The 24,689-nt window shown below is 64.2% G+C and carries 25 protein-coding genes; 12 read left to right on the top strand and 13 right to left on the bottom strand.

The window, feature by feature from the left end:
* Positions 1-152: 152 nt before the first annotated feature.
* The 3 genes from QUH67_RS28165 to QUH67_RS28155 form a co-directional block, all read right to left on the bottom strand.
* Positions 153-914, bottom strand: a complete 762-nt coding sequence (locus QUH67_RS28165; protein ID WP_300942738.1) for an ABC transporter permease — start codon at positions 912-914, stop codon at positions 153-155.
* Complete coding sequence (locus QUH67_RS28160; protein WP_300948200.1) at positions 911-1,834, bottom strand: ABC transporter ATP-binding protein; 924 nt, start codon at positions 1,832-1,834, stop codon at positions 911-913. The genes QUH67_RS28165 and QUH67_RS28160 overlap by 4 nt, the downstream gene beginning before the upstream one ends.
* A gap of 137 nt (positions 1,835-1,971) precedes the next feature.
* Positions 1,972-4,623 carry an ATP-dependent helicase gene (locus QUH67_RS28155; RefSeq protein ID WP_300942736.1) on the bottom strand — a complete coding sequence of 884 codons (2,652 nt, stop codon included), beginning with the start codon at positions 4,621-4,623 and terminating at the stop codon, positions 1,972-1,974.
* Between the two features lie 289 nt (positions 4,624-4,912).
* On the opposite strand from QUH67_RS28155, the gene QUH67_RS28150 reads away from it, so the two are divergent.
* Complete coding sequence (locus QUH67_RS28150; protein ID WP_300942734.1) at positions 4,913-5,086, top strand: DUF1328 domain-containing protein; 174 nt, start codon at positions 4,913-4,915, stop codon at positions 5,084-5,086.
* A 75-nt stretch (positions 5,087-5,161) separates the two neighbouring features.
* Here the strand turns inward: QUH67_RS28150 and QUH67_RS28145 are convergent, their stop codons facing one another.
* Positions 5,162-6,004: a class I SAM-dependent methyltransferase gene (locus QUH67_RS28145; protein ID WP_300942732.1), complete on the bottom strand. Its 843-nt coding sequence runs from the start codon at positions 6,002-6,004 to the stop codon at positions 5,162-5,164.
* Positions 6,005-6,161: 157 nt separating this feature from the next.
* On the opposite strand from QUH67_RS28145, the gene QUH67_RS28140 reads away from it, so the two are divergent.
* Entirely contained in the window at positions 6,162-7,697 is a 1,536-nt protein-coding gene (locus QUH67_RS28140; RefSeq protein WP_300942731.1) for a helix-turn-helix domain-containing protein, read from the top strand.
* A 12-nt stretch (positions 7,698-7,709) separates the two neighbouring features.
* Here QUH67_RS28140 and QUH67_RS28135 read toward each other — a convergent pair whose 3' ends face one another.
* Positions 7,710-8,237, bottom strand: a complete 528-nt coding sequence (locus QUH67_RS28135; protein WP_300942729.1) for a thioesterase family protein — start codon at positions 8,235-8,237, stop codon at positions 7,710-7,712.
* A gap of 78 nt (positions 8,238-8,315) precedes the next feature.
* On the opposite strand from QUH67_RS28135, the gene QUH67_RS28130 reads away from it, so the two are divergent.
* From QUH67_RS28130 to QUH67_RS28090, 9 genes are all read left to right on the top strand, one after another.
* The gene (locus tag QUH67_RS28130) at positions 8,316-9,734 is read left to right on the top strand and encodes an FAD-binding oxidoreductase (protein WP_300942728.1); all 1,419 of its coding nucleotides are present in this window, start codon (positions 8,316-8,318) and stop codon (positions 9,732-9,734) included.
* 450 nt (positions 9,735-10,184) lie between these two features.
* Positions 10,185-10,721, top strand: a complete 537-nt coding sequence (locus QUH67_RS28125) for a DUF421 domain-containing protein (protein WP_300942726.1) — start codon at positions 10,185-10,187, stop codon at positions 10,719-10,721.
* A gap of 84 nt (positions 10,722-10,805) precedes the next feature.
* A complete protein-coding gene (locus QUH67_RS28120) occupies positions 10,806-11,006 on the top strand; it encodes a hypothetical protein (protein ID WP_300942725.1) in 201 nt (66 codons plus the stop codon).
* Positions 11,007-11,490: 484 nt separating this feature from the next.
* Positions 11,491-12,291: a FadR/GntR family transcriptional regulator gene (locus QUH67_RS28115; RefSeq protein WP_300942724.1), complete on the top strand. Its 801-nt coding sequence runs from the start codon at positions 11,491-11,493 to the stop codon at positions 12,289-12,291.
* A 137-nt stretch (positions 12,292-12,428) separates the two neighbouring features.
* Positions 12,429-13,199: an ABC transporter permease gene (locus QUH67_RS28110; RefSeq protein WP_300942722.1), complete on the top strand. Its 771-nt coding sequence runs from the start codon at positions 12,429-12,431 to the stop codon at positions 13,197-13,199.
* Positions 13,196-14,002 carry an ABC transporter permease gene (locus QUH67_RS28105; RefSeq protein ID WP_300942719.1) on the top strand — a complete coding sequence of 269 codons (807 nt, stop codon included), beginning with the start codon at positions 13,196-13,198 and terminating at the stop codon, positions 14,000-14,002. Before QUH67_RS28110 ends, QUH67_RS28105 begins: the two co-directional genes overlap by 4 nt.
* Positions 13,999-14,757, top strand: coding sequence for an ABC transporter ATP-binding protein (locus QUH67_RS28100; RefSeq protein ID WP_300942718.1), 759 nt, complete (start codon positions 13,999-14,001; stop codon positions 14,755-14,757). The genes QUH67_RS28105 and QUH67_RS28100 overlap by 4 nt, the downstream gene beginning before the upstream one ends.
* Complete coding sequence (locus tag QUH67_RS28095) at positions 14,754-15,086, top strand: hypothetical protein (protein ID WP_300942717.1); 333 nt, start codon at positions 14,754-14,756, stop codon at positions 15,084-15,086. The genes QUH67_RS28100 and QUH67_RS28095 overlap by 4 nt, the downstream gene beginning before the upstream one ends.
* Before the next feature lie 2 nt (positions 15,087-15,088).
* The gene (locus QUH67_RS28090) at positions 15,089-16,144 is read left to right on the top strand and encodes an ABC transporter substrate-binding protein (RefSeq protein ID WP_300942715.1); all 1,056 of its coding nucleotides are present in this window, start codon (positions 15,089-15,091) and stop codon (positions 16,142-16,144) included.
* 126 nt (positions 16,145-16,270) lie between these two features.
* On the opposite strand, the gene QUH67_RS28085 is transcribed toward QUH67_RS28090, so the two are convergent.
* The gene (locus QUH67_RS28085; protein ID WP_300942714.1) at positions 16,271-17,467 is read right to left on the bottom strand and encodes an MFS transporter; all 1,197 of its coding nucleotides are present in this window, start codon (positions 17,465-17,467) and stop codon (positions 16,271-16,273) included.
* A 140-nt stretch (positions 17,468-17,607) separates the two neighbouring features.
* Positions 17,608-18,531, bottom strand: coding sequence for a LysR family transcriptional regulator (locus tag QUH67_RS28080; RefSeq protein WP_300942712.1), 924 nt, complete (start codon positions 18,529-18,531; stop codon positions 17,608-17,610).
* A gap of 139 nt (positions 18,532-18,670) precedes the next feature.
* Here QUH67_RS28080 and QUH67_RS28075 point away from each other — a divergent pair, with 139 nt between their 5' ends.
* Entirely contained in the window at positions 18,671-20,008 is a 1,338-nt protein-coding gene (locus tag QUH67_RS28075; RefSeq protein WP_300942710.1) for an MFS transporter, read from the top strand.
* Between the two features lie 39 nt (positions 20,009-20,047).
* Here the strand turns inward: QUH67_RS28075 and QUH67_RS28070 are convergent, their stop codons facing one another.
* From QUH67_RS28070 to bufA2, 6 genes are all read right to left on the bottom strand, one after another.
* Positions 20,048-20,440, bottom strand: coding sequence for a hypothetical protein (locus tag QUH67_RS28070; protein WP_300942709.1), 393 nt, complete (start codon positions 20,438-20,440; stop codon positions 20,048-20,050).
* 313 nt (positions 20,441-20,753) lie between these two features.
* Positions 20,754-21,752 (bottom strand): hypothetical protein, encoded by a 999-nt coding sequence (locus tag QUH67_RS28065; RefSeq protein ID WP_300942708.1) that lies wholly within the window; start codon positions 21,750-21,752, stop codon positions 20,754-20,756.
* Entirely contained in the window at positions 21,749-22,537 is a 789-nt protein-coding gene (locus tag QUH67_RS28060; RefSeq protein ID WP_300942706.1) for a creatininase family protein, read from the bottom strand. Before QUH67_RS28060 ends, QUH67_RS28065 begins: the two co-directional genes overlap by 4 nt.
* Positions 22,538-22,552: 15 nt before the next feature.
* Entirely contained in the window at positions 22,553-23,338 is a 786-nt protein-coding gene (locus QUH67_RS28055) for an HvfC/BufC N-terminal domain-containing protein (protein WP_300942705.1), read from the bottom strand.
* The gene (gene bufB / locus QUH67_RS28050) at positions 23,335-24,228 is read right to left on the bottom strand and encodes an MNIO family bufferin maturase (protein WP_300942704.1); all 894 of its coding nucleotides are present in this window, start codon (positions 24,226-24,228) and stop codon (positions 23,335-23,337) included. The genes QUH67_RS28055 and bufB overlap by 4 nt, the downstream gene beginning before the upstream one ends.
* A gap of 105 nt (positions 24,229-24,333) precedes the next feature.
* Positions 24,334-24,591 carry a BufA2 family periplasmic bufferin-type metallophore gene (gene bufA2 / locus QUH67_RS28045; RefSeq protein WP_300942703.1) on the bottom strand — a complete coding sequence of 86 codons (258 nt, stop codon included), beginning with the start codon at positions 24,589-24,591 and terminating at the stop codon, positions 24,334-24,336.
* Positions 24,592-24,689 lie beyond the last annotated feature (98 nt).

The raw sequence follows: 24,689 nt of genomic DNA, 5'->3' as shown, positions 1-24,689 counted from the left end.
TTTTCGCGAGTGGGAGCGTATCCGTAGTATCCGTAGCCCGGATGAGCGGAGCGATATCCGGGGACGGTGTTCGCGAAATGGAATAGCCGTGCGTTTGTGAGCACTGTTCCCGGGGTCGCTTCGCTCGCCCGGGCTACAGCACTACAGCACCATCAGTTCTTCAGCCGGTATCCGGTGCGGAAGATCCACCACACCAGCACCATGCAGATGACGAGGAAGCCGATCGTCATGCCGAGGCTCAGCGCGACGCTGACGTCGGCGATCTCGTAAAAGCTCCAGCGGAACCCCGAGATCAGATAGACCACCGGATTGAGCAGGGTGATGGTGCGCCAGCCCGATGGCAGCATGTTCACCGAATAGAAGCTGCCGCCGAGGAAGGTCAGCGGCGTGACCACCAGCATCGGGATCATCTGCAGCTTCTCGAACCCGTCGGCCCAGATGCCGATGATGAAGCCGAACAGGCTGAAGGTCACCGCGGTCAACACCAGGAAGGTCAGCATCCACCAGGGATGCATGATGTGCAGCGGCACGAACAGCGCCGCGGTGGCGAGGATGATCAGGCCCAGGATGATCGACTTGGTCGCCGCCGCGCCGACATAGCCGATCACGATCTCGTAATAGGAAATCGGCGCCGACAATATTTCGTAGATGGTGCCGACGAATTTCGGGAAATAGATCCCGAACGAGGCGTTGGCGATGCTCTGCGTCAGCACCGACAGCATGACCAGTCCCGGCACGATGAAGGTGCCGTAGCTGACGCCCTCGACTTCCGTGATGCGCGAGCCGATCGCGGCGCCGAACACCACGAAATAGAGCGAGGTGGAGACAACCGGCGAGACGATGCTCTGCAGCAGCGTGCGCCAGGTGCGGGCCATTTCGAACAGGTAGATGGCGCGGATTGCACGATAGTTCATGGCGCTTTCACCAGGCTGACGAAGATGTCTTCGAGTGATGACTGCCTTGTGTCGAGGTCCGAGATGCGAATGCCGGCATTGCGGAGGTCATTGAGCAGGCTGGTAATGCCGGTGCGGTCGCCCTTGGTGTCGTAGTCGTAGATCACCGCGTGGCCCTCGTCGGCCAGTTCGAGATTGTAGGGGGCGAGCGCGGCGGGGATTGCATCGATCCGGCTCTGCAGATGCACCTTCAGCTCCTTCTTGCCGAGCTTCTGCATCAGTCCGGCCTTGTCCTCGACCAGAATGATCTCGCCCTTGTTGATGACGCCGATGCGGTCGGCCATCTCCTCGGCTTCCTCGATGTAATGCGTGGTCAGGATGATGGTGACGCCGGCGGCCTGCAGCGTGCGCACTACCTCCCACATGCCCTTGCGCAGTTCGACGTCGACGCCCGCGGTCGGCTCGTCCAGGAACAGGATCTTCGGCTCGTGCGACAGCGCCTTGGCGATCATCACGCGGCGCTTCATGCCGCCGGAGAGCGTGATGATCTTTGAATCCTTCTTGTCCCACAGCGACAGGTCCTTGAGCACCTTTTCGATGTGCGCCGGGTTCTTCGGCTTGCCGAACAGGCCGCGGCTGAAGCTGACGGTGGCCCACACGGTTTCAAAGGAGTCGGTGTGCAGTTCCTGCGGCACCAGCCCGATCATCGACCGCGCGGCGCGATAGTCCCGGTTGATGTCGTGGCCTGCCACCGTGACGCTGCCCTCGCTCAGATTGGCGATGCCGCAGATGATGCTGATCAGCGTCGTCTTGCCTGCGCCGTTCGGCCCGAGCAGCGCAAAGATCTCGCCGGACTTGATGTCCAGATTGATGTTGTTCAGCGCCTTGAACCCGGAGCCGTAGGTCTTCGAGAGATTGGAGACGGATATGATGGATGGCATCGCGAGCATGGCAGTCTGAAATGAAAGGTGGCGCGTCGAGGCGGCGCATCGGCCGGGTCGAGGCGGAGGATGGGTGGGAACCGGGAGATAGGAACGCTGTGCCGCTTGTTCAATCGCGCGGGGAAAAATTATAGCCTTTAAGCCCGCGCTACGAAACTATCGACCACCTTCTTCTCGCCGGCTTTCTCGAACGCGATCGTGAGCTTGTTGCCGTCGATCTTCACCACGTTGCCGTAGCCGAATTTCTGGTGGAAAACGCGGTCATCGAGCGAGAATTCGGAAACGGTGCCGGTGGATTTCGCGACCAGCTCGCCTTCGATCACCATCGGGCCGCGCTTGGTGCGCGAGAAGCCGCCGCCCGAGAAGGTATCGCCCCGCGAACCTGAATGATCGCTGCCTGAAAATGGCGACTGGTTTTCCTCAAAGCCGCCGCGGGCCTGTCCGCGGCCGCCCTGTTGGCCGCGGTTGCGGTTGGCCTGCGCGCGCTGCCAGCCCGGCGTCTCGTAGCTGGAGCCGAAGGATTCGACGTTGTCGAAGCGCGACGGGCCGTAGCCGCCGCTACCACCCCAGCCGGAGCCACCCTTGGATTCCGTGATCTCGACGTTGGCCGACGGCAGCTCGTCGAGAAAGCGCGACGGCATCGTGGTCGACCACGTGCCGTGAATGCGGCGGTTGGTGGCGAAATAGAGCTTGGCGCGGCGGCGCGCACGCGTGAGGCCGACATGGGCGAGGCGGCGCTCTTCCTCGAGGCCGGCGCGGCCCTGTTCGTCGAGCGTGCGCTGGCTCGGAAACAGGCCTTCTTCCCAGCCGGGCAGGAACACGTTGTCGAATTCGAGCCCCTTGGCCGAATGCAGCGTCATCAGCGACACGGCCTCGTCCGCGGCGCCGCCGTCGCGGTCCATCACCAGCGAGATATGTTCGAGAAAGCCTTGCAGGTTCTCGAACTCTTCCATCGAGCGCACGAGTTCCTTGAGGTTGTCGAGCCGGCCGGCGGCGTCGGCCGAGCGGTCCTTCTGCCACATCTCGGTATAGCCGCTCTCGTCGAGCACGATTTCGGCGAGTTCCGTATGCGAAGTCACCTCGCGCTGTGCGCGCCAGCGGTCGAAATGCAGGATGAGATCGCGCAAGCTGCCGCGCGCCTTCGGCTTCAGCTCGTCGGTCTCGACCACGGCACGCGCCGCCTCGAACAGCGGAATGCGGCGCTTACGGGCGTGGTCGTGCAACATCTGCACGGTGGCGTCGCCGAGCCCGCGCTTAGGGACGTTGACGATGCGCTCGAAGGCGAGGTCGTCGGCGGGCGAATTGATCACGCGCAAATACGCCAGCGCATCGCGGATTTCGGCGCGTTCGTAAAACCGCGGGCCGCCAATCACGCGATAGGGCAGGCCGAGCGTCACAAAACGATCTTCGAATTCGCGCATCTGGAACGAGGCCCGCACCAGGATCGCGACCTCGTTGAGGTTTTCGCCCGCGCGCTGCAGTTCCTCGATCTCCTCGCCGATGGCGCGCGCTTCCTCTTCCGAATCCCAGGAGCCGGTGACGGTGACCTTTTCGCCGTCGACATCCTCGGTGCGCAGCGTCTTGCCGAGCCGGCCTTCATTGTGTGCGATCAAATGCGAGGCGGCGGCGAGGATATGGCCGGTGGAGCGGTAATTGCGCTCCAGACGGATGACCTTGGCGCCGGGAAAATCGTGCTCGAAGCGCAGGATGTTGTCGACCTCCGCGCCGCGCCAGCCATAGATCGACTGATCGTCGTCGCCGACGCAGCAGATGTTTTTGAGGGGGGCGGAAGGTGCGATCTTCTCCCTCTCCCCGTCCTTTACGGGGAGAGGGTCGGGGTGAGGGGCTGCCTCCACGAGCTCAGCGCGGGGAGACTCCCCCTCACCCGGATTGCTTTGCAATCCGACCTCTCCCCGCAAGCGGGGCGAGGTTAGATCCCCCGGGATCACCGCCGAGAGCGGCACGCCCGGCCGCGACGGGGCCTGCGACAACAGCCGCAGCCACAGATACTGCGCGACGTTGGTGTCCTGATATTCGTCGACCAGAATGAACTTGAACCGGTTCTGGTACTGCCGCAGCACGTCGGGATGCTCGCGAAACAGCCGGATGTTCTCCAGCAGCAGATCGCCGAAATCGGCGGCGTTGAGGATCTTCAGCCGCTCCTGGTAACTCGCATAGAGCTTGCCACCCTTGCCGTTGCCGAACATCGCGGCTTCGCCTGCCGGCACCTGCGCCGGCGTCAGCCCGCGGTTCTTCCAGCCGTCGATCACCCCGGCGAGCATGCGCGCCGGCCAGCGCTTGTCGTCGATGTTCTCGGCCTGCAGCAGCTGCTTGAGCAGCCGGACCTGATCGTCGACATCGAGCACGGTGAAATTGGATTTGAGCTGCACCAGTTCGGCGTGGAAACGGAGGATACGGCCGCCGATCGAGTGGAAGGTGCCGAGCCACGGCATGCCTTCCACCGCCTGGCCCAGCATCTGGCCGAGCCGGAGCTTCATCTCGCGCGCCGCCTTGTTGGTGAAGGTCACCGACAGGATTTCCTGCGGCCGCGCCCGGCCCTGGCTCAGAATGTGCGCGATCCGGGTGGTCAGCACGCGGGTTTTGCCGGTGCCGGCGCCGGCCAGCACCAGAACCGGCCCATCCAGCGTCACGACCGCGTCGCGCTGCTCCGGATTGAGCCCGTTCAGGTATTGCGGACCCGCCGCCGCCCGCGCACGCGCGGCGATGCCGCCAGCCGCGGGCTGGTGCTCGGGGACGTCGCGATGGGGCAGTTTGCTCGGCTCGGTCATGCTCGAATCGTCTTGGCCCCACGATGGCACCGTGAGGCGGATAAGGGGAGCCTTCATAGCAGGGATTAAGGGCCATATAGGGCCTGTCCGGTCGTTTTGACAGGTTTTATCCCGGCGCTTTTGCAGTCCGGATTTCGGGACAGGCCCGCGATTTTGTTCCGCCCGAATCGTGAAATTTCGGGGTTTCCCACGCCGGAACCTTCGTTTTCGCGCTGAATTGTTCAGTCAGTCGGTGCGCGACACTGCAGTCGCCGTCGTCGCGAGAGCAACAGACAATCGAGGTGGTGTCATGCTGAGCTGGGTCGTTACGTTTCTGGTCGTCGCGTTGATCGCGGGTATTCTGGGCTTCGGGGGCGTCGCCGGCGTCTCCATCGAAATCGCCAAGGCGATCTTCTTCATCGCCATCGTCCTGTTCCTGGTCTCGGCGGTGGTCGGGCTGGTGCGCGGACGAGGCAACGCTTAGCGCAAGCCGCTGAATTGATATTGGGGCGGTGACGGCTGAATCGGCCGTTGCCGCCCCGATATTTTTTGACGGCCGTCAGCGCTTGACGATGACGATCTCCAGATACTCGCTCGGCAGCACCATGGTGCCATCCTCGGCGCGGTTCATCGAGGCGATCAGTTTCAGGATATCGTCGGCGAGGCGGCGCTGGTTGGTTTCATCAAGTGCGGCAAAGGCTTTCAGCGTCGGGCCATAGTAGGTCCTGAACACGTCGAGAAAGTGCATCGGCGAACGGTAGCGGAACGTGAATTGACGCCGCTCGGTCTTGATGGAAGCCGCGGACGTGTCAAACATCTCCGTGATGCGCGCCTGCGTTCCCCACAGCGCCGGCGATTTCGCGCCGGCCGGCGGCGGCAGGTACTTGCCGAGCGTCTTGAACAACTGCCCGATAAAGCCCTCCGGAGTCCAGTTGGCGAGGCCGATCTTGCCGCCGCTCTTGCATACCCGCATCAGCTCGGCGGCTGCGCGGTCCTGATCCGGCGTGAACATCACGCCGAAGGTTGAGAGCACGGCGTCGAATGTCGCGTCGCCGAAGTCGAGCGCTTCCGCATCGGCTTCCCTGAACTGGACCGACAGGCCTTCCGCCGTGGCACGCGCGCGGCCGCGTTCGAGCAGGCTCGGTACATAGTCGGTCGAGGTCACCTCGCACCAGCGGCGCGCGGCGGCGAGCGTCGCATTGCCGTTGCCGGCGGCGACGTCGAGCACCTTCTGGCCGGCCCGGAGGTCGAGCGCCTCGCACAGCTCCTCGCCGACGATCTGCAGTGTGGTGCCGACAATGGCATAGTCGCCGGACGACCAGGCGCCGTGCTGCTTGGTCTTGAGGGCGGAAAGGTCGATCTGGCCGGATTGTTCGGTCTTGACGGCAGTGGATGTAACCATGTGCTTGCTCCTTGAGGCGTGGATCTGACGGTGGGGCGCCATCCGGGCTTAGGCCGGGGGAGCTTCAGACGCCTATCCACTTCGCGACACGGCTATCCCGATCGTGAACCTTTCGGCCGATCCGGGGACCTACAACCAGGGACCTTCGGAGTTGCGGATGATTACCAGTCAGGACATTTCGTCGGCGACGTCGCCGGTGCCCCGCGGGGTCAGGCGCGCGTTGGATGCAATGCGTGGCAATCTCGGCCGCAAATGGCGGCTGACGGAATTGGCTGCCATTGCCGGCACTTCCGGCCGGACCTTGCAACGCCAGTTCCTGAGCTTTATCGGCAAGACCCCGCGCGCCGCGCTGCGTGAGATCGGGCTCGAATGCGCCCGGCGCGAGCTGTTGCAGGGGACGCCCGGCGTCAGGATCATGGACGTGGCGCTGCGCTGCGGCTTTCCGCATTTCGGGCGATTCTCGATCGCGTACCGCCGTCGCTACGGCGAGACACCATCGCAGACGCTGACGCGGCAGGCCGCCTTTACCGCCTCGCTCGGCCGAATGCCCCCCATGCTTGTGCCGGCCCGGGACCGGCCGGCAATGGCGTTCGGGCCAATCGAGGCGTCGGTGGAAAATCGCGAGATGGCTGCCGATCTGGCCGACGATCTCGTCGCTGCACTGACCCGCGCCGGGATTTCGGTCGTCACCGGGACGCGGGTGGCCCGCCATCTCCTGACCGCCGCGATCAGGGGCACGGGCGTCCACACCCAGCTCGTCGTCAGGCTGATCGACACCGAAACCGGCCGCCAGCTCTGGGCACATCGCGCCGATGGCGTCCTGCGCGACGAAACGGCAAGTGGCGAACATCTTGCGGCCCGGATCGCGGCGGCGCTGCAGCCAAGTCTGCGGTTGGCCGAGATCGATCACGCGCTGCGAAAACCTGTGGCCTGCCTCGGCGCTTACGATCTCGCACTTCGCGCCATGCCCGGCGTTCTCTCCCTTGACGCCAACGGTAATGCCCGCGCGCTGGAACTGCTCGATCGCGCGCTGCAGATGGACCCGGACCATCCCCTCGCGACCGCGCTTGCCGCCTGGGCGCATGTTCAGCGTGTCGTCTATCATTTCACGTCCGCGCCCTCGCCGGAGCGTGCGCGAAGCCTCGAACTCGTGCACAAGGCGAGGACCCTGAGCAACGACGCCGCGGTGCTCGCCATCCTGGGCAATGCGCTGTCGCTGCTCAACGAGTTCGATGCCGCCGATCTCGTCACGCGCAAGGCGTTGGCGATCGACGGCGGATCGGCATGGGCCTGGAGCCGCGGCGGATGGATCGACGTCTACAAGGGCGATCCGCAATCCGCCGTCGAGCGCTTCAAGATCGCGCTCGACCTTGCGCCGCACGATCCGCTGGCATTCAACAGCATGGTTGGAATCGGCTGCGCGCTTTTCACCGCCGGTCAATATGCCGAAGGCGCCCGCTGGCAGGAACGGGCGCTGGCCGAGCATCCGTCGTCGATCTGGGTGCATCGGACGCTTTGTCCGGCCCATGTGCTCGCCGGGCAGGTGCCGCAGGCCCGCCGCAGCCTCGACGCGCTGCGGCAGCACTATCCCGATCTCACGGTATCGGAAGTGCAGCAGGGCATGCCGCCGCTGCCGCCGAGCCAGTGCGATCTGGTGGTCGGCGCGCTGCAGGAGGCCGGGCTGCCGGCCTGAACAGTCGTTACGTTATTTTTTCGGCATCGCCACCGTGCGGCCGATCCCTTCGGGCCGCGGCACGGCGGCATGCGACGCCACCACCGCCTCGATGCGTTCGCGAATGTCCGGCGGGAACGGCGCCACCTTGCGTGCCTTCATGTCCATATGCAGCGTCATGTTTTCCGAGGTGGCGGAGAGCCAGCCTTCGGTGGCGTGGCGCAATTCCTCGAACGTATGCAGCCGCTTCTCGTCATGGCCTAACAGGTAAACCGAGATCTGAACGGGATCGCCGAGGTGGATTTCGCGCAGGTACCGAACATGGGCTTCGGCGGTGAAGGTCGAGCCGTGGCGCTCCTTCATGTAGGCCGGCCCGATCCCGAGATGCAGCCACATCTGGTCGATCGCGCGGTCCATCATCACGTTGTAATAGGCCATGTTGAGGTGGCCGTTATAATCGATCCATTGCGGTTCGATCTGCATCACCGAGGACAGAAACGGCGCCGGCGGCAACGGCATATCCTTCAAACTGTTCTCATCGGCTACAGCGCTCGTCATCATCCATCCCTTTGTTTTTGCGGCTCTTGACCCCCCTTATATCCTTTGCCACGGTCCGCTCAAATCCGGAGGAATTTGGCTGTGGCGACGACGATAACGAATAATCCGAAGCGGCCGGAGCCGCAGGCGCTGGCGGGTGCGATCGAGGCGCTGGCGGCGCGGTTCGGCAACCGGCTGATCACCTCGCAGGCGGTGCGCGAGCAGCACGCCCATACCACCACCTGGCTGCCGACCCAGCCGCCGGACGCCGTGGTAATGGCGCAGGAAACCCAGGACATCCAGGATGTGGTGCGGATCTGCGCCAAACATTCCGTTCCCGTGATCGCCTTCGGCACCGGCACCTCGCTGGAGGGGCAGGTCAACGCGCCGGCCGGCGGTGTCTGCATTGACCTGCGCGACATGAACCAAATTCTTGACGTTCATGCGGAGGATCTGGACTGCGTGATTCAGCCTGGCGTTACCCGCAAGGCGCTGAACGAGCATCTGCGCGACCAGGGATTGTTCTTCCCGATCGATCCCGGCGCCGACGCCTCGCTCGGCGGCATGGCCTCGACGCGGGCGTCCGGCACCAATGCCGTGCGCTATGGCACCATGCGCGATAACGTGCTGGCGCTGAAAGTCGTGCGCGGCGACGGCGCGATCATCACGACCGGCACGCGCGCCAAGAAATCATCGGCCGGCTACGACCTCACGCACCTGTTCATCGGCGCCGAAGGCACGCTCGGCATCATCACCGAACTCACCATCAAGCTGCGCGGCATCCCCGAGACGATCGCGGCCGCCGCCTGCTCGTTCGAGACCGTACGCGGCGCCTGCCAGGCCACGATCCTTGCCATCCAGACCGGCATCCCGCTGGCGCGCATCGAACTGCTCAACGCCGAACAGGTCCGCGCCTGTAATGCCTATTCAAAGCTCACCCTGCCGGAGACGCCGCTGCTGCTGCTGGAGTTCCACGGCAGCGAGGTCGAGGTGGCCGAGCAGTCCCGAAATTTCAGCGAGATCGCCAAGGAATGCGGCGGCGGCGACTTCACCTGGACCACCAAGCCGGAGGACCGCACCAAGCTCTGGCAGGCCCGCCATGACGCCTACTGGTCGGTCAAGGCGCTGCGCCCGGGCGCAGGCGTGGTGGCGACCGACGTCTGCGTGCCGATCTCGCGGCTGGCCGATTGCGTCACCGAGACCGAGGACGATCTGAAGCGGCTTGGTTTGCTGTCGCCGATTGTCGGCCATGTCGGCGACGGCAATTTCCACTGCTCGCTGGTCTGCGATGTCGACAATGCCGCAGAAATGGCGCGCGGCGAGGATTTCATGCACCGCCTGGTCGAGCGCGCGCAGGCGATGGGCGGCACCTGCACCGGCGAGCACGGCATCGGGCAGGGCAAGCAGAAATACCTCAAGGCCGAACTCGGCGTAGAGGCGATCGACGCCATGCGCGCGCTGAAGCAGGCGCTCGACCCGCAGAACATTTTCAATCCCGGCAAGATCGTGCCGGTCGCGTAGGGGCGCTCGAAGCCGCCCGAAGCCAATTCAGTGGCCGCTTTGACCGGTATCCGCTTTGCGAGGCGAAGCGGATCTCGAGGGACGTGACTGGTATGTCTGAAGCGGCTGGAGTTCGCCAATCAAGGTAAGCTGTCCGTCTCGCGGAACCATCAGCCTTCAGCAGGACCGCCGACTGCCCGCGCCGCTCAAGTGAAGCAATAGGGCGTGCCGTCATGCGGCACGTCACCGCTGTAGCTCATCGGACGATTTGCAATCTGGCCGCCTTGCCTTTGCGTTGAGAGAATCGCAGTGTCGGTTCCCTGCCGTTTGCTCCGAAATGTCTTCATTGGATTTTCGATTGATGTCACCGTCTCTTTGCTGCTCTTGGGACAGCGAAAATGTCACAGGCTGAGGTGTTCCTTTGAGCCTGCGACATTCGCACTGGTTCAACCACAGAAATGCGAGGGCGCATTGGACAAGATATTTCTCATCGAGTGGTCGGAACTCCTGATTCCCACGCATTCTCTGGCCGAGATCGTGATCCGCGGAACGGTGATGTATCTCGCCCTGTTCCTGATCCTCCGGTTCGTCATGCTCCGGCAATCATCGACGATCGGAATCGCTGACATCCTGGTCATCGTCCTGATGGCGGATGCAGCGCAAAACGGGTTCGCGAAGGAATATAAGTCGGTTACGGAAGGTGTTCTGTTGGTGCTCACCATCGTGTTCTGGGACATCTTCCTGAACTGGCTGAGCTATCATTTCAAGATTTTTGAGCGCCTGCTTGCCCCCGCACCGCTCGTTCTTATCGACAACGGAAAAATGAACCGTAGGAACATGCGCTCGCAATTCATCACCGAGGAGGAGTTGCGGGGCCAACTGCGCCAGCAGGGCGTGTCTGACATGTCGGAGGTCAAGCATGCCCACCTGGAGGCGAATGGTGAAATAAGTGTCGTCAAGATGGATTCGAACGACGATAGCGCCGGCAAGCGCAAGAAGCCGATCTAGCAGGGTGGGACCGTGCAACTCGAAAGGTGATGCGCCGGACACCACCCGTCAGGGAACCACGCGCCATGTCGGGACTTGTTCCGCATGGAAAACAGCAAAGACCACGGCATAATCCGGGACGCTCGCGGGGAAGATCAACCCAAGGACAAACAGCGCGCGCAACAATCGTCAAAAACGCCCGCAGCGGGGCCGCACGCGAAACCCGAGCTGACAGACAACAGCAAAACGCCGGGTGCGGGTGCTCTGCCCGAGCCGGGAGAAAGCGGCGACAGCACGAGCGGATAGTTCTCACCGCGCGATACGGCCCATCGCAATATTGGAATCAATCGGACGGATCAGCTATCGAGCGACGGTTGGCGAGGCCGATGAAGCCGGCGAAAGCGGAAATGTTGATGATAGCTTCGATCCAGAACATGACCAGTCCCCAAAGAAAAGCCCCGGAGTGCGGGGCGCCTGTTTGAGATGCAATGCGGTTGCGCCGACATCGTTCCGATAAAAGCGGGTCCCGCTCGGGACAGCCGTGACCCTACCAACAGGCTGAAGGACGGCCTCGCGCTTCGTTAACAGACCGAAATCCATACCGATGGTTCAATTGGCTCAGCCGGCCTGGAACGGCAGCTGCTGGGCATGCGGACATCGGTCCAAATAACGAGGCTGCCCGAAAACGTTCAATCATCCGATGTTAAACATCCGATGATTGCCAGCATGTCCATTTGCGTGCTAAGCGGACTGCTCACCTGCGCAAACAAGCAGGGAGGGAGGAACGTGCGTGGCCAGGACACGGCTGAACGCCGTAGACAAGCCGATCAAGCCCGGCCGCATCGGAGCCGTGCTTGCGACGCTTGGCCGCGAGATCGCGCAGGACCGAATTCCGGTCGGCGCCGCGCTGCCGCCGGAGCCGGACCTCGAAGCGCGTTTTGGTGTCGGGCGTGGCGTGGTACGCGAGGTCGTCAAGACGCTTGCCGCCAAGGGTCTCGTCAGCGTGCGCCCGCGTCACGGCACGCATGTGCTGCCCCGTCACCAATGGAGTCTTCTCGATCGCGATGTCCTGAGTTGGCTGATAGGGCAGGGAGAGCCGGACCGCGAGCTGCTACTGGCGATCCAGGAAGTCCGCTCCATCATCGAGCCGGCCGCGGCTGCGTTGGCGGCCCAGCGCGCGACCAAGGCCGATCGCGCCCGGATCAACGCCGCGCTCGCGGCGATGGAAGCCTCCAAGGACCACGCCGGCGCGACCGCCGCCGACAAGGCATTCCATCTCGCGATTCTGGACGCGACGCACAACCCTGTATTGCAGGGTTTTCGGGGCGCGATCGATACCATCCTCAGCACGGTGTTCGTCGTCGCCATCGGAAGCGCCGGCTGGTTCAAGGACAATCTGCCGAACCATGCGCTTGCAGCGCGCGCCATTGACGCAGGTGACGCCGAGAAGGCGCGGGCCGCGATGGAGCGGGTGCTCGGATACACGAAGTTCAAGATTTCCGACAAGAAGGCTGCAGCTTCCGGTGCCGCGCGCAACGGGGGCGTCGCGCTCGCGACTGCCAAGGTGAAGGGAAAGCGCCTTGAACGGTGATGTAAAGAGGCGTCGCTGACGACGATGCCGTTCTAAGAGATAACAACAAGGCCGGCAAAAATGTCGGTAGCGTGCGGGGAGATGGAGTGCAGGTGACGACGGAAGCGAAACCGCGGCGGCCTTGGATCGTGCGAAGCGTGAATTCGCTCGCCGGGACCGCGATGTTCGTCGCGCCGCTGCTGGCGCTTGTGGCGGTATGGGCCGTCGTCGTGCCGCTGTTCCAGATCAATCCCCGGGTGTTTCCGTCCGTCGGCGCGGTGGGTGCCGCTGCGCTCGAATCGATCCGCGACGGCACGCTGATCGCCCATATCGGCGCCAGCCTGCTGCGCGTCGGCCTCGGCACCCTGATCGGGGTCGTCACCGCCGTTCCGCTCGGCATTGCGATGGGTGTCAGTGCGGGGGTTGCCGCGTTCCTGACGCCGCTGTTTCGCTTCTTCTCGGTTCTGGCCGGCATCGCATGGATTCCGATTGCGACGCTGTGGTTCGGCTACGGCTTCGGCGCGATCGTGTTTGTCATCTTCAACGCGGTGTTCTTCGTGGTGGCCTACAACACCTTGCTCGGTGTCAAAACCATTCCGCACGCCGTGCGTAACGCGGCGGCCTCGCTCGGCGCCGGGCGCTGGGCATTGCTGACGGAGGTCCTGCTGCCCGGCGCGCTTCCGAACATCGTCACCGGCATCCGCACCGGGCTCGGCTTCGCGTGGCGCGGCCTGATCGCAGCCGAGATGATCGCGACCAATGTCGGCCTTGGCTACATGCTGTTCGTGGCCCGCGACTTCTACCGGACCGAAGTCATCGTGTTCGGCATGATCGTGATCGGCGTGCTGTGGCTGTTGATCGACCGCCTTCTGCTGGTTCCGCTCGAACGCTCCACCATCGAGCGCTGGGGCATGGTGAGGCGCGCATGAACGTATCGCTGCAATGCTGGAGTGGATATTTGCGGTTGACGCAGCGATGGCCGGCGCTTGCCGCCATCATTCCGTTCATTCCCGTGGTCGCGCTGTGGACCGCTGTCACCGAAGCCGGGGTATTTCCGCGGGCATTTCTGCCGGGGCCGCTCGACGTCGCCAGGTCGTTCGCCACGCTGACGTACAAGGGCATTCTGCCGGATTATCTGCAGGACAGCCTGATCCGTCTTTTTTCCGGCGCTGCGCTGGGCATGGCGCTTGGCATTCCGCTCGGCGTTCTGATCGGTACCAGCCGGTGGGCCCATCGCATCTGCTGGCCGATCCTGCTGTTCTTCCAGGCCATCGGAGACATTGCCTGGCTCCCGATCCTCCTGATCTGGTTCGGCTTCGGGCTGACGACGATGACGTTCGTGATCGTCTATACCGTGCTGTTTCCGGTGGTGCTCAACACGGTCCTCGGCGTGGAGTCGGTGCCGCGCGATCTGGCGCGGGCCGCGCGCAGTCTCGGCGCGTCGCCGGCGCGCGTGCTCTGGGAGGTGACGCTGCCCGGCGCGCTGCCCAACATCATCACCGGCTTGCGCAACGGGCTTGGCTATGGCTGGCGTGCGCTCATCGCCGTCGAGATCATCGTCGGCACCAGCGGCATCGGCTTCATGATGTTCGATGCGCGACGCGCCGGCTCCACCAATGAGATTCTGCTCGGAATGATCATTCTGGGCCTGCTTTGGTACATCGTGGACGCCTGGATCCTGGCGCCGCTTGAACGCGCAACTGGCCAGCGTTGGGGATTGGTGACATCATGAAGACGCTCTCGCTCCGCAACCTGGCAAAGACCTATTTCGATCCTTACGCGGGCGCGCATGTCACGGCGGTCCACGATGTCTCGCTCGACGTGCAGCAGGGCGAGTTCGTTTCGGTCGTCGGCCCGTCCGGCTGCGGCAAGACCACCATCCTCAACATGATCGCCGGCTTCATTCCGTATTCCGGTGGCGAAATCCTGCTCGACGGCAAACCCGTCATCGGGCCCGGCCCGGAACGCGGCGTCGTGTTCCAGTCGTTCGCCTTGTTCCCGTGGAAGACCGTGCTCGACAATGTCGGGTTCGGTCCGAAAATGCGCGGCGTACCGAAGGCCGAGCGTGACAAGATCGCCCGGGAGTATCTGGCGTTGGCCGGGCTTTCGCACGCCGCCAACCGGTATCCCAACGAATTGTCCGGTGGCATGCAGCAGCGCGTCGGCGTGGTGCGGGCGCTGGCCAACAATCCGGCGGTGCTGCTGATGGACGAACCCTTTGCCAGCGTCGATGCGCAAACCCGCATGACGCTGCAGGAAGAGCTGACGCGGATCTGGCAGGAGCGCCGGCCGACGGTGGTTTTCATCACGCATGACGTCGCCGAAGCGGTCTTCCTGGCCAATCGCGTTGTCGTGCTGTCGAAAGGGCGCATTCTCGACCAGGTGGACGTCAACCTGCCGCGGCCCCGGGTCTGGGACGACCTCGTCAACGATGACGAGTTCAAGCGCCTCTCGGCCAGCGTGCTGCAGATGGTGCGTGCGGCATGAGTCTCGTCTCGGAAGCCGTGGGTTCAGGCAAGTTTCGCATCGTCGTCGGTGTCATCGCCGCCTGGGCCGGCTTCCAGCTCTGGCTGACGCTGGCCGCACCCGGGAAGATTTCGCCCGAGCTCGGCGGTTCGTCGGAAAAGGTCAATGTCCAGATCGAGCTGCCGTTCACGCCCGAGCGGTTTCACGTTCTGGCGTTCCAGCCATATGGAAGGGTCACCGGCACCGATGACCATTCGATCGAACTACGTGGTGTCAAACGAACGGACCTCAACGCCGTTGCCCGGCCGTACTGGGTGACGGCGGTGGGACCGATAAAACAGGGAGGATGACAATGAAGAGATTGGTGATGCTTGCGGCAGCGCTCGCGCTGGCCTGGACGCCGGCGGGTGCGCAAACGCTGACGAAACTCAAGGCCGGCATGGTGACCGGGATCGATCAGATCGGCCTGCCGATCGCACTCGAACGCGGCTTCTTCGAGAAGAACGGCCTCGATGTGACGATTGCCCGGCCTTATGCCACCGGGGTCGACGCCCTCAACGCGTTGCAGGCCGGTGAAAGCGAGATCGTGCAGGTCGGTGTGCCCATGATCGGCGCCGTGTTGCGCGGAATGGACCTCGTTGCGCTGGGCAATTACAGCGGCAACGCCACCAAGGCCGGTTCCGATGCCACCGTTGCGATCGTTGCCCGCGAGGGTTCCGGCATCGTCAAGGGCGACCTGTCGAGCTTGCGCGGCAAGAAGATTGCGGCGTCGTTCGGCACCATCAACCATCTCTATGTTCTAGCCACCCTCGAGAAGGCCGGGCTGAAACCGGAAGACGTCACGCTGGTGAATACGCCGCCGCCGGACATGACGGTGGCGCTGCTCGCCAAGGGCATCGACGCATTTTCCGGATGGGATCCATGGCCGATCGTCGCCGGCAAGGATGTGCCGGGCGCCTTCGAACTCATTCGCGGCGGCGACGTGATCTCGTATATCGGCTTTAACGTCGCGCTCCGGCCCTGGGTGCAGGCCAATGGCGCAACCATCGAGAAATTCCTGGCCGCCGTGTCGGAGGCCGATCAATGGATGCGAAAGAATCCGAAGCTGGCCGCCCAGGTTGCCACGCGGTGGATCCCCGGCCTCAAGCAGGAAATCGCCGAAGCGGCCATGCAGTTTAACATCCAGCAGGCGGATCGCCGGTTGTCAGCCAACAATTATCGCGCGCTTAACAGCGCTGAAGAACGCCTGGCCAAGCTTGGAATCCTGAAGTCCACTTTCGATGTCAATGCACACATCGAGCCGAAGTACATCTTGAAGGTGATGAAGGACAAGCCGGAGCTGTTTTCCGACCTGCCGCCCATTCCGGACGCGGTGGCCATCGGGCCAGGGTACGTCTTCAAACCCTGACAACGCGGCCGATCTCTCGTCGAATGAAGCGTAAGTCACGGCCAGCGGACCGGTGTCCGCTGGACGGATTGGTATCATAGCCGGTGACGGACGTTCCGCCTGCCGCTGTCGCCGAACCTCGTCTCCTCAAATATCCTTCCACCAGCGCCAGGTCGCAGCCATGGCGACCAGGCCGAGAATGCCGGTCACGGCCGTGGCGTTGTGGGCGCCGATGTGGTCGGCAAGCCAGCCCAGCCACACGAAGCCGATCGGCCCGGTGCCGATGCAGACGGTGAGAACGCCCAGGATACGCGAGCGCATTTCCACCGGCGCGGCGAGATAGACCAGGGTCGCCTGCATCGTTCCGAATCCCGCGCCACCCAGTCCCGTCAGCAGCAAGGCCGCGGCCGCCAGCGCCGGGCTTTGCACCAGCGCGAAAATCACCACCGTGATCAGGTAGCAGACGACGCCGCCAATATAGGCCCGGCCATACCAGCGCGGGGTCAGCCAGAGCGCCAGCAGCATCGCGCCCACGAAGGCGCCGATGCCGTCCATGGTCGCCAGCAAGCCGACGCCTTCGGGGCCCAGGTGCAGGCGGTCGCGCCCGATGACGGGGATCATGCTGGTGAAGGGCCACGCGAAGAGATTGTAGATCACGGTGACGACCAGCACGCCAATCAGCCGCCTGTCGCCACGTACCAGCGCCAGCCCCTCGCCGATCCGCGCCAGCACGGCGTTCGATCCCGCGGCGCGGGGAATCCGCGCTCGGATGGTCAGGATCGCCAACAGCGCGGTGCCGTACATCAGCACGCTGAGGATGAAGGCGCCATGGATGCCGGTCCCGGCGAGGAGAAATCCGCCGACGGCAGGGCCGATCATGCGGGTGGCGTTGCTGGCGCCGACATCCAGCGACATCGCGGTGCCCACCTTGTCGCGGCCTACGACTTCGCCCATCATCACGCGGCGCACCGGGTTGTCGGTGGACCAGCCGCAGCCGTTGATGAAGCTGGCGACGGCGAAGTGCCAGACCTCGAGTTGCCCGGCCTGATCCAGAACGGCGAGCACCGCGGAGGTGCCGCTCATCATCAGCACGACCGCGAACAGGGTTCGCCCGCGATCAAAACGCTCCGCGAGCGCGCCGAGAAAAACCCCGAACAGGCCCATCGGAAGCAGGCGCAGCATGGTCATCATCGAGACCAGGAACGCCGAGTCAGTGCGCTGGTAGACGACAATCCCGACCACGACGGTTTCCAGCCAGCGCACGGTGGCGACGACCAGGCCGACATACCACAAGCGCCAGAAGTCCGGGGCCTCGATGATCCGCCGGAACGGCAAGCTTCTCACGGGATGGCATCCTCTCCGGGGTCTGCTGCCCCTTACGCCTGCACTATTGGCAGCAAGCGGCTTGCACAAGCCCTTTTCGACGTACGGCAGAATTTTGGAGGGGATGGCTGATGGTGGTGGCGGTGGACGTCGGCACACTCTCACTGAAGGGATGTTCGTTCCGCTTCCCCTGTAACCCAGTCGGCGAACAGTGCGACACGCCTGTCGCTCGCCAGCGCGGCGGGCCAGCGGATGACGTGCGCCTTGCTGCACATCATATCCCAGTCCGGCGATAACACGCGGCAAAGCTGCCTTTCCGCGAGTGCATCGTGAACCAGCAACGACCTTGCCAGAACAGCGCCGCTGCCCTGCAGGGCGGCCGTGAGCGCCGTGCCGAGATTGTCGAAGCGAAGTCCGGCTCGAACGGGAGCGGCGACGCCCAGCCGTTCGAACCACGCCGGCCACGACCACTCATCGCCGTCGTTGCGGCCGGCGATACCCTTGTGCAGCACCGGCAAGGTGCCGAGCACGTCAGGCTTGCGCAATGACCGCCCGCGCGGCAGCAGGGACGGGACTGCCACCGGGAAAACCATTTCGTCGAACAGCAGGCGCTGGGTCGAGGTGGCGCGCGCGCCGGCTTTGGGTATCCATCGGATCTGCATGTCGAGATCGAGGGCGCGCGCCTGAACGTCGCCTTCGACGATGCAGAGTTCGATCGCGACATCGGGATGTGCAGACGCAAACGCCGGCAGGCGCCGCACCAGCCAGTGGTTGGCGAGTGCCGAGCCCAGGCCGATCTTGAGCGTCTGCGGCCGCAACGAGGCGCGCGAGCGCGCCCGCAGCTCCGCCATCTCGTCGAGCATCCGCCCGAGTCCCTCGGCTAGGGTGACGCCGGCTGCGGTCGGCAACAGGCCGCCTGACGTGCGATCCAGCAACCGTGTGCCGACAAAACCTTCGAGCTTCCTGAGCCGGTGGCTGATCGCGCTCTGGGTGAGTCCGAGCTCACTGGCCGCGCGCGTCATGCTGCGATGACGCAGCGTCGCGTCGAACGCAATCAGTCCGTCAAAAGGGGGAAGGGTACGCATGTCCTGCACTATGAACGATATTCATGGCGATGTGAACAATTGGCGTTGGCGAAAACCGGCGATCCGGCACACGACTGGTCGCACGATGACTCAGCCAACAAGTATCCCCGGCGGCGATGCCGGTCGGACCGCACAATCCATGCTGCCCGCGTTGCTGCTGGGCATGGCGGCCTTCCTCACCAATTTCGACGTGACGGCGGTCGTCATTGCGCTGCCGGCGATCGCGCGTGAACTCGAATTCGATGTCGCCGGATACGCCTGGGTGATGGATGCCTACAGCCTGGCCTTCACGTCCTGCCTGCTCTTTGCGGGTGCGTTGGCGGATCGCCACGGTCGGCGGCGGGCGATGCTGGTCGGCAACGCCATCTTTGCGTTCGCCTCGCTGGCGTGCGGGCTGGCGTGGGATGGACCAACGCTTTTGGCCGCGCGCGGGCTTCAGGGCATCGGGGCCGCCTTCATCGTGACCGGCGGCTACGCGCTGATCGCAGGCCGCTATGTCGAGGCGCGGGCGCGCGCGGATGCGTTTGCCCTGGTCGGCGTGATGTCCGGCGTGGCGATGGCATTCGGTCCGACGATGGGCGGACTGGTCTCGTCGTGGATCGGCTGGCGCTGGATTTTTCTCATCAACCTGCCGGCTTGCGCCCTGGTAGCGTGGGGCGTGCCGCGGCTGGTCGCGGAAGCGCGCGAGGCGGCGCCGCGGCCGCTCGACCTGCCGGGCGTCGCACTGTTCACCGCGGCGCTGGCCGCGCTTGTCGAGGCGCTGCTGCATGGCCGTACCTCGACGTCGCACTTGCTGGCCGGCTTGGCGCTGAGTGCGGTCTTTTTCGCCGCGTTCGGCATTCAGCAGAGAAACCGCGCTGCGCCAATTCTCGATCCCGGCATCTTCGCCCGGCCGGCCATGATCGGCATCGCAATCCTGCTATGCGCCGTATCGGTCGGCTACTGGGCCGTCCTCGTCTATCTGCCGCTTTTCCTCGCCGCGGCCTATGGCTGGTCCTCGGAAGTGGCCGGCCTCGCGCTGCTGACGGCCACGCTGCCGATGCTGTTCCTGCCGCCATGGGGCGGCCGGCTCGTCGGCCGGCTGGGATGGCGGCTGCACTTCGCGCTGGCGCTGGGAATTCTTGCGGCTGGCAATGCCGCCATGGCCATCGCATTGCTGTGGGGCGGCGCGGCGCCGCCGCTCATTCCCACCTTCTGCGGAATTGCCGCGATCGGCGTCGCCGTCGCCCTGGCTCACCCGCAACTGTCAGGCGCGGCAGTGTCACTCGCGCCGCCGGATCTGGCCGGCATCGCCGCCGCCGTCACCGTCGTCATGCGCCAGGGCGGTTTTGCGGTCGGGATCGCCATTCTCGGCGCGATGCTAGGCGATCAGGGATCGGCGGTCAGCTATCTCTGGCCGTTCGTCGCTGCTGCTGCGGCGGCCGCCGCGGGACTGGTCGCGGCGCTGGTGTTGTTGCCGACACCGGCTGACAAGTAGCTGCGTCTGGCGTATGGGAATCTTCTCAGGCGCAAGCCGTTACCACAGCCAATACACAGCCAATCCAATAACGGCGCTCCAGGCGGCGATTCCTGCGACCGTCCTGAGCGCATTGGTTCGACGTGGCGGCGCATTGCCAGCCGGATTGGGAAGCAGCGCTACCTGCTCATTCTGTCCGAGCTGCCCAGGGAGCCCTCGAGCTTCCTCCAGTTCCGTCGCCCACATCATGTGTTGCGTCCGCGAGACCGCGGCCGAACAATAACCGCGCTCCTTGGTATCGGGATTCTCCCAGAACCAGTGCATGCAGCCTTGTCCGATGCAGAAATCTCCTCGATAGCGCATCTCGCGCGCGTACCAGGGAAAGTACTTCCACAGGAAGTTCCACCGGGTCCAGTCCCGGTACGTCCAGCGTCCGCGGTGCGCGACCCTCATGATGCACATCCGCATCCGCGCTTCACTGTTCGGTAACATTCCGCGCACGTTGAAAGTCCTCCCGCCTGGCGCAATGCCACGTCGTCGCAAACATGGAGAGATTGCTTCAGATCTGAGGTGAATCTTTGGCGGCTGACCTGCGTCCGTGTCTTATGTTTAAATTTTTGGGGCTTACCGGCCGGTCTGCCTGGTGTCCGCTTTCGGAACTTTAACGCCAGCCGCGAGATGCATCTCGTTAGCGTCGGCCAGCTGCCGGTTCCAATCTTTCTTGCTGAACGATCCGGCGGCGATCGCCACCGGATCATCGGCCGCTTCAGTCGCCCTGCTGCAAGCGCGGCGCGGTGATCGCCTCGCGGATCGCCGCGAGCGGCGCGCTGTCATCGAATTCGATATGCTCGCCGACCCGCTTCAATCCGAGGTCGCGCCACAGCGCGGCCAGGTCCGGCGTGACCGGTTTCGGTCCCATCTCGTCGTGGAGTCGGGTCAGCACGTCGACGCCGACGGCCTTGTCGGCGGTTGCGAGAACGCGTTCGATGGTCCAGTCCTGCGCGTGATTGCCGCCGGCGGCGAGCACGCCGCGCATCGCGTCCTGGAGGCCGACACGATTGTTCGTTCGCTTGCGGATTTCGATATCCGCCAGCAAGCAGAATATCGCGCCGCCCCAGTATTTGCGTCCCCAGGTGGGCGTGTTGTCGAGACCCTGGTCGCCGGCCAGCGGCAATCCCTTCGGCATGTCGCGCATCATTGCTTGCCAGATTTCGCGTGCCGGGAGGTCGCCGGCCTGCACCCGCGCGACCGGCTCGACATAGACGGCCAGTCCCTCGGAGAGCCAGCCATAACGATCGGGCATGTCGGGTAGCGCCGTGTGCACCATCTCGTGCACCATCACCCAGTCGCGCTGCAGGACATTCTCGGTAGCGTCGCGGCCGAGCGGAATGCGAATGGCGGCGCCGCGATAGCCCCACGTCGTGCCGCCGTTGACGCGCGCGCCATCCACGGGCACCAGCAGCAGCCGCAGCGATGTGACGGGAAACCGTCCGTAATAGGCCGTGACGGCGCGGGCCGACATCCTGACCCAGCCGATCAGCTTTTCCTCCGGCAGCGTGAAATGGCCTGGCGCGAATGCGACATGGATGGTGCCGCCGGATACGTCGAGATCGGTCTTCGGCAACCGGTCGAACGCATCATAGGGCATGCGGTCGCCCCGCATATATTCCGACTGCGCGCCGGCGCGGAACGACAGCGCGCCTGCCAGCATCGCCGCAACGACAGCGACGGCGATGCTCCAGCGCAAGGCGCCGGCGATTTTCATCGCATCACGCTTTCCATGCGGGCCGGCTGTTGCAGCTCGCTGCCCTTCGCAATGAAGGCCGCAGCCTGTTCGTCGAGATCATCGAGCATCGCGGCAAGCAAGGCTTCGCCCTTGGCCGGCGTCGCCCGTGTTGGATCACCAAAGCTGCCGGAACGGCTGTAATTCGGCGAGCTCGGGTCCGACGGCGTCAAGGCGCCCGGCGTTTCATGTTGCAGGGCGGGGCTGGCTTCGGCGCGCGCCATGTCGACCAGATGCGGCGCCAGCGCCAGCATCAGCGAGGTCTCCATTTCGTCGGCATGGCTGCCATGGCTCTGCTCGGCCAACTGCCGGGCGATGCGTGGATAGCGCGGCCCGCCGTGGATCCACACATGCTTGACCCGGTCGCTCGCCAGCCGCGCCAGCGCGCGGTCGACCGGCGCCAGCGTGCTGATGCCGGTATCGAGCACGAGAAGCCTTGTGCATCCGCCGCCGAGAATCTGTCCCGCGACCTCGCGCACCAGCGCCTCGAAGGTCGAAATCGTCAGGCTGTTGCTGCCGGCATATTCGACGAATGCAGGATAATGGCCGTAGGTCAGCGTCGGCCAGATCAACGCGTCGATTTTCTGCGCCATCCGGCCGGCGAGCCATTCGGCCTGGATGCGGTCGGTATTGAGGGGAAGGTGAAAGCCGTGTTGTTTGGCTGCGGCGCCGATTGGCAATATCGCTACTGCGCCATCCCCGATACGCCGCGCAACGTCGTCCCAATGCATGCGCTCGATGAAATGGCGATCGGTGTCCGTTCCCATTCGCCGCGCGCCCCTCTACGACCCGACGGAAACGTCCATCAAGAGTCCCGCCGTGATCCAGCCGTGCAGATAGCCCGCGCCGCGGCCCGCCGCGCTGTCGGGATCATCATAAGTCGCCAACATTTCGCAGAGCACGCCGAACGGAATGCCGTCCGCAGCCTCGTCCCACATCATCGCTTCCTCCGCCGGAAGCTCGCGGAACATTGGCGTGACGTCCTGGCGCCAGATCAGGAGACGAGTGGGCTCTTCCAGCGTGGCCGCCTCCGGCGGCGTCTCGTCGCTCTTGAGCGCCAGCCAGATCGCGGCTGCGTTGGTCGCAAGATCCAGCCTGGCCGCGGTGGGATGCGGCACGAACCGCAGGTCCGACCAGGCTTCGGGCGCAAAGCCCGCCATGTCGTTCAATTCGACGACCTTGCCTTCCGCGGCGTCGAAGGCGTCGCTGAGCGCTTTTTCGAGCGCGGCGAGTTCGGACAGCACAGGATGCCCGGCATAGGGCGCGGTCGATTTCAGAAATTCCGGCAGGCCTTGCGAGAACCAGCGCAGGTTGGGGTGACCCGACGGGCGTGCCCTCACATAGGCGTGGCCCATCTCGTCGAACATCTCGTCGCCGAGGTAGAGATGCAGCAGCTCGTGGTCGTTGCGCATGGCCTCGACCAGCCGCGAACCATAGGCGTAGCGATACACGCCGAACAGCACGTCGCGCTTCTCGCGCGGGCTGTCGAGGATTTCGGCCAGCACCGTCTCGTCGCCGTCGAGGATGCCGCGCTGAAACTCGGCCTGCTGTCGTGCGAAGTCGCTCATATCGTGGGCAAGACCCTTTCGGCCATCTCGCGCGTCCTGGCGACTTCGAGCAGCAGCTCGTCGAGCGGCGGGATGTTGTCGTCGCGCTCGATCATGGTCGAGACCCGGCCGAAGCGCTTCAGGGCCGCGGCATAGAGCTCCCAGACATCCTCGCACACTGGATGGTCGTGGGTATCGATGATGTGGGTGCCCATGTGGCTGTGGCCGGCCATGTGAAATTGCACGACGCGATCCGCCGGAATGCCGTTCAGGAACGTCATCGGATCGTAGCTGTGGTTGAAGGCCGAGACATAGACGTTGTTGACATCGAACAGCAGCCAGCACCCGGAACGGCGCGACAGTTCGGACAGGAATTCCCATTCCGTCATTTCGGAATTGTTGAACTGGACGTAGGTCGAGACATTCTCGAGCACGATGGCGCGGCCGAGAAAATCCTGCACCAGCTGCACGCGGCTGACGACGTGATCGAGCGCTTCCTTGGTGTAGGGGATCGGCAGCAGGTCATGCAGGTTCTTGCCGTGAACGCCGGTCCAGCACAGATGGTCGGATATCCATTTCGGCTCGACGCGTCCTGCGAGCTCCTTGAGCGCCTGCAGATAATCGAAATTCGGCGGTGCGGTGGAGGCGATCGACATCGACACGCCGTGCATCACGACGGGATAGCGTTCGCGGATGCGGTCGAGCGTGCGCAGCGGCTGGCCGCCGGGCAGCATGTAGTTTTCGCTGATGACCTCGAACCAGTCGATCGGCGGATTGCCGTTGAGGATCTCGTCGTAATGCTGGTGGCGCAGGCCGAGGCCGAAGCCGAGGAAGGGCGGCTTGGCCGATGTCGCCGGACGGTCTGCAAGCGCCGCCGCCGAGCTGTCCGGTAATCTGCTTGCGACGTTCATCTCGTCTCCGCTTCACCGCCAAGCGAGGCGGCGTCTCCCAAACTGTGCCGTCAACCTATCATGGATACGGGGCCCGGCCTACACCGGGCCCCGATCTGGCCGTCGTCAGGACGGCATATACTTGCCCTTGGCGGCCTCGCACTTTTCCTTGGTCATGGCCGAGAAGCCCTGGCCCTTGCAGGCGTTCTGGCCCTTGCAGGCATTTGCCCCGCCCTTGCATGCGCTCTGGCCCTTGCAGGCGTTGGCGCCGACGCACTTACCTTCGCCGGCGGCATGGGTCACGGTCGAGACAGTGGTGCCGGCCAGGAACAAGGTGGCCGCGACGGCAGCCAGCGCAGCGCCGGACTTGGATGTCATCTTCATTTGTATCCTCCAGAAGAAGTGTGAGGGTACACCGCCCGCAAGCAGCGACAGCTCAAGCTGACGAACGGCACCCTGAGACAGCTACGCGGGCGAGTTTG

This window comes from Bradyrhizobium roseum, from assembly GCF_030413175.1.
Taxonomy (GTDB): Bacteria; Pseudomonadota; Alphaproteobacteria; order Rhizobiales; family Xanthobacteraceae; genus Bradyrhizobium; species Bradyrhizobium roseum.
This window is presented reverse-complemented; position numbering and strand designations above follow the sequence as displayed.

Excerpts from the sequence above, each read along its gene's own strand:
- QUH67_RS28165 (WP_300942738.1), bottom strand. The coding sequence starts at position 914 with ATGAACTATCGTGCAATCCGCGCCATCTACCTGTTCGAAATGGCCCGC.
- QUH67_RS28160 (WP_300948200.1), bottom strand. The coding sequence starts at position 1,834 with ATGCCATCCATCATATCCGTCTCCAATCTCTCGAAGACCTACGGCTCC.
- QUH67_RS28155 (WP_300942736.1), bottom strand. The coding sequence starts at position 4,623 with ATGACCGAGCCGAGCAAACTGCCCCATCGCGACGTCCCCGAGCACCAG.
- QUH67_RS28150 (WP_300942734.1), top strand. The coding sequence starts at position 4,913 with ATGCTGAGCTGGGTCGTTACGTTTCTGGTCGTCGCGTTGATCGCGGGT.
- QUH67_RS28145 (WP_300942732.1), bottom strand. The coding sequence starts at position 6,004 with ATGGTTACATCCACTGCCGTCAAGACCGAACAATCCGGCCAGATCGAC.
- QUH67_RS28140 (WP_300942731.1), top strand. The coding sequence starts at position 6,162 with ATGATTACCAGTCAGGACATTTCGTCGGCGACGTCGCCGGTGCCCCGC.
- QUH67_RS28135 (WP_300942729.1), bottom strand. The coding sequence starts at position 8,237 with ATGATGACGAGCGCTGTAGCCGATGAGAACAGTTTGAAGGATATGCCG.
- QUH67_RS28120 (WP_300942725.1), top strand. The coding sequence starts at position 10,806 with ATGGAAAACAGCAAAGACCACGGCATAATCCGGGACGCTCGCGGGGAA.
- QUH67_RS28105 (WP_300942719.1), top strand. The coding sequence starts at position 13,196 with ATGAACGTATCGCTGCAATGCTGGAGTGGATATTTGCGGTTGACGCAG.
- QUH67_RS28100 (WP_300942718.1), top strand. The coding sequence starts at position 13,999 with ATGAAGACGCTCTCGCTCCGCAACCTGGCAAAGACCTATTTCGATCCT.
- QUH67_RS28095 (WP_300942717.1), top strand. The coding sequence starts at position 14,754 with ATGAGTCTCGTCTCGGAAGCCGTGGGTTCAGGCAAGTTTCGCATCGTC.
- QUH67_RS28090 (WP_300942715.1), top strand. The coding sequence starts at position 15,089 with ATGAAGAGATTGGTGATGCTTGCGGCAGCGCTCGCGCTGGCCTGGACG.
- QUH67_RS28080 (WP_300942712.1), bottom strand. The coding sequence starts at position 18,531 with ATGCGTACCCTTCCCCCTTTTGACGGACTGATTGCGTTCGACGCGACG.
- QUH67_RS28075 (WP_300942710.1), top strand. The coding sequence starts at position 18,671 with ATGCTGCCCGCGTTGCTGCTGGGCATGGCGGCCTTCCTCACCAATTTC.
- QUH67_RS28070 (WP_300942709.1), bottom strand. The coding sequence starts at position 20,440 with ATGAGGGTCGCGCACCGCGGACGCTGGACGTACCGGGACTGGACCCGG.
- QUH67_RS28065 (WP_300942708.1), bottom strand. The coding sequence starts at position 21,752 with ATGAAAATCGCCGGCGCCTTGCGCTGGAGCATCGCCGTCGCTGTCGTT.
- QUH67_RS28060 (WP_300942706.1), bottom strand. The coding sequence starts at position 22,537 with ATGGGAACGGACACCGATCGCCATTTCATCGAGCGCATGCATTGGGAC.
- QUH67_RS28055 (WP_300942705.1), bottom strand. The coding sequence starts at position 23,338 with ATGAGCGACTTCGCACGACAGCAGGCCGAGTTTCAGCGCGGCATCCTC.
- bufB (WP_300942704.1), bottom strand. The coding sequence starts at position 24,228 with ATGAACGTCGCAAGCAGATTACCGGACAGCTCGGCGGCGGCGCTTGCA.
- bufA2 (WP_300942703.1), bottom strand. The coding sequence starts at position 24,591 with ATGAAGATGACATCCAAGTCCGGCGCTGCGCTGGCTGCCGTCGCGGCC.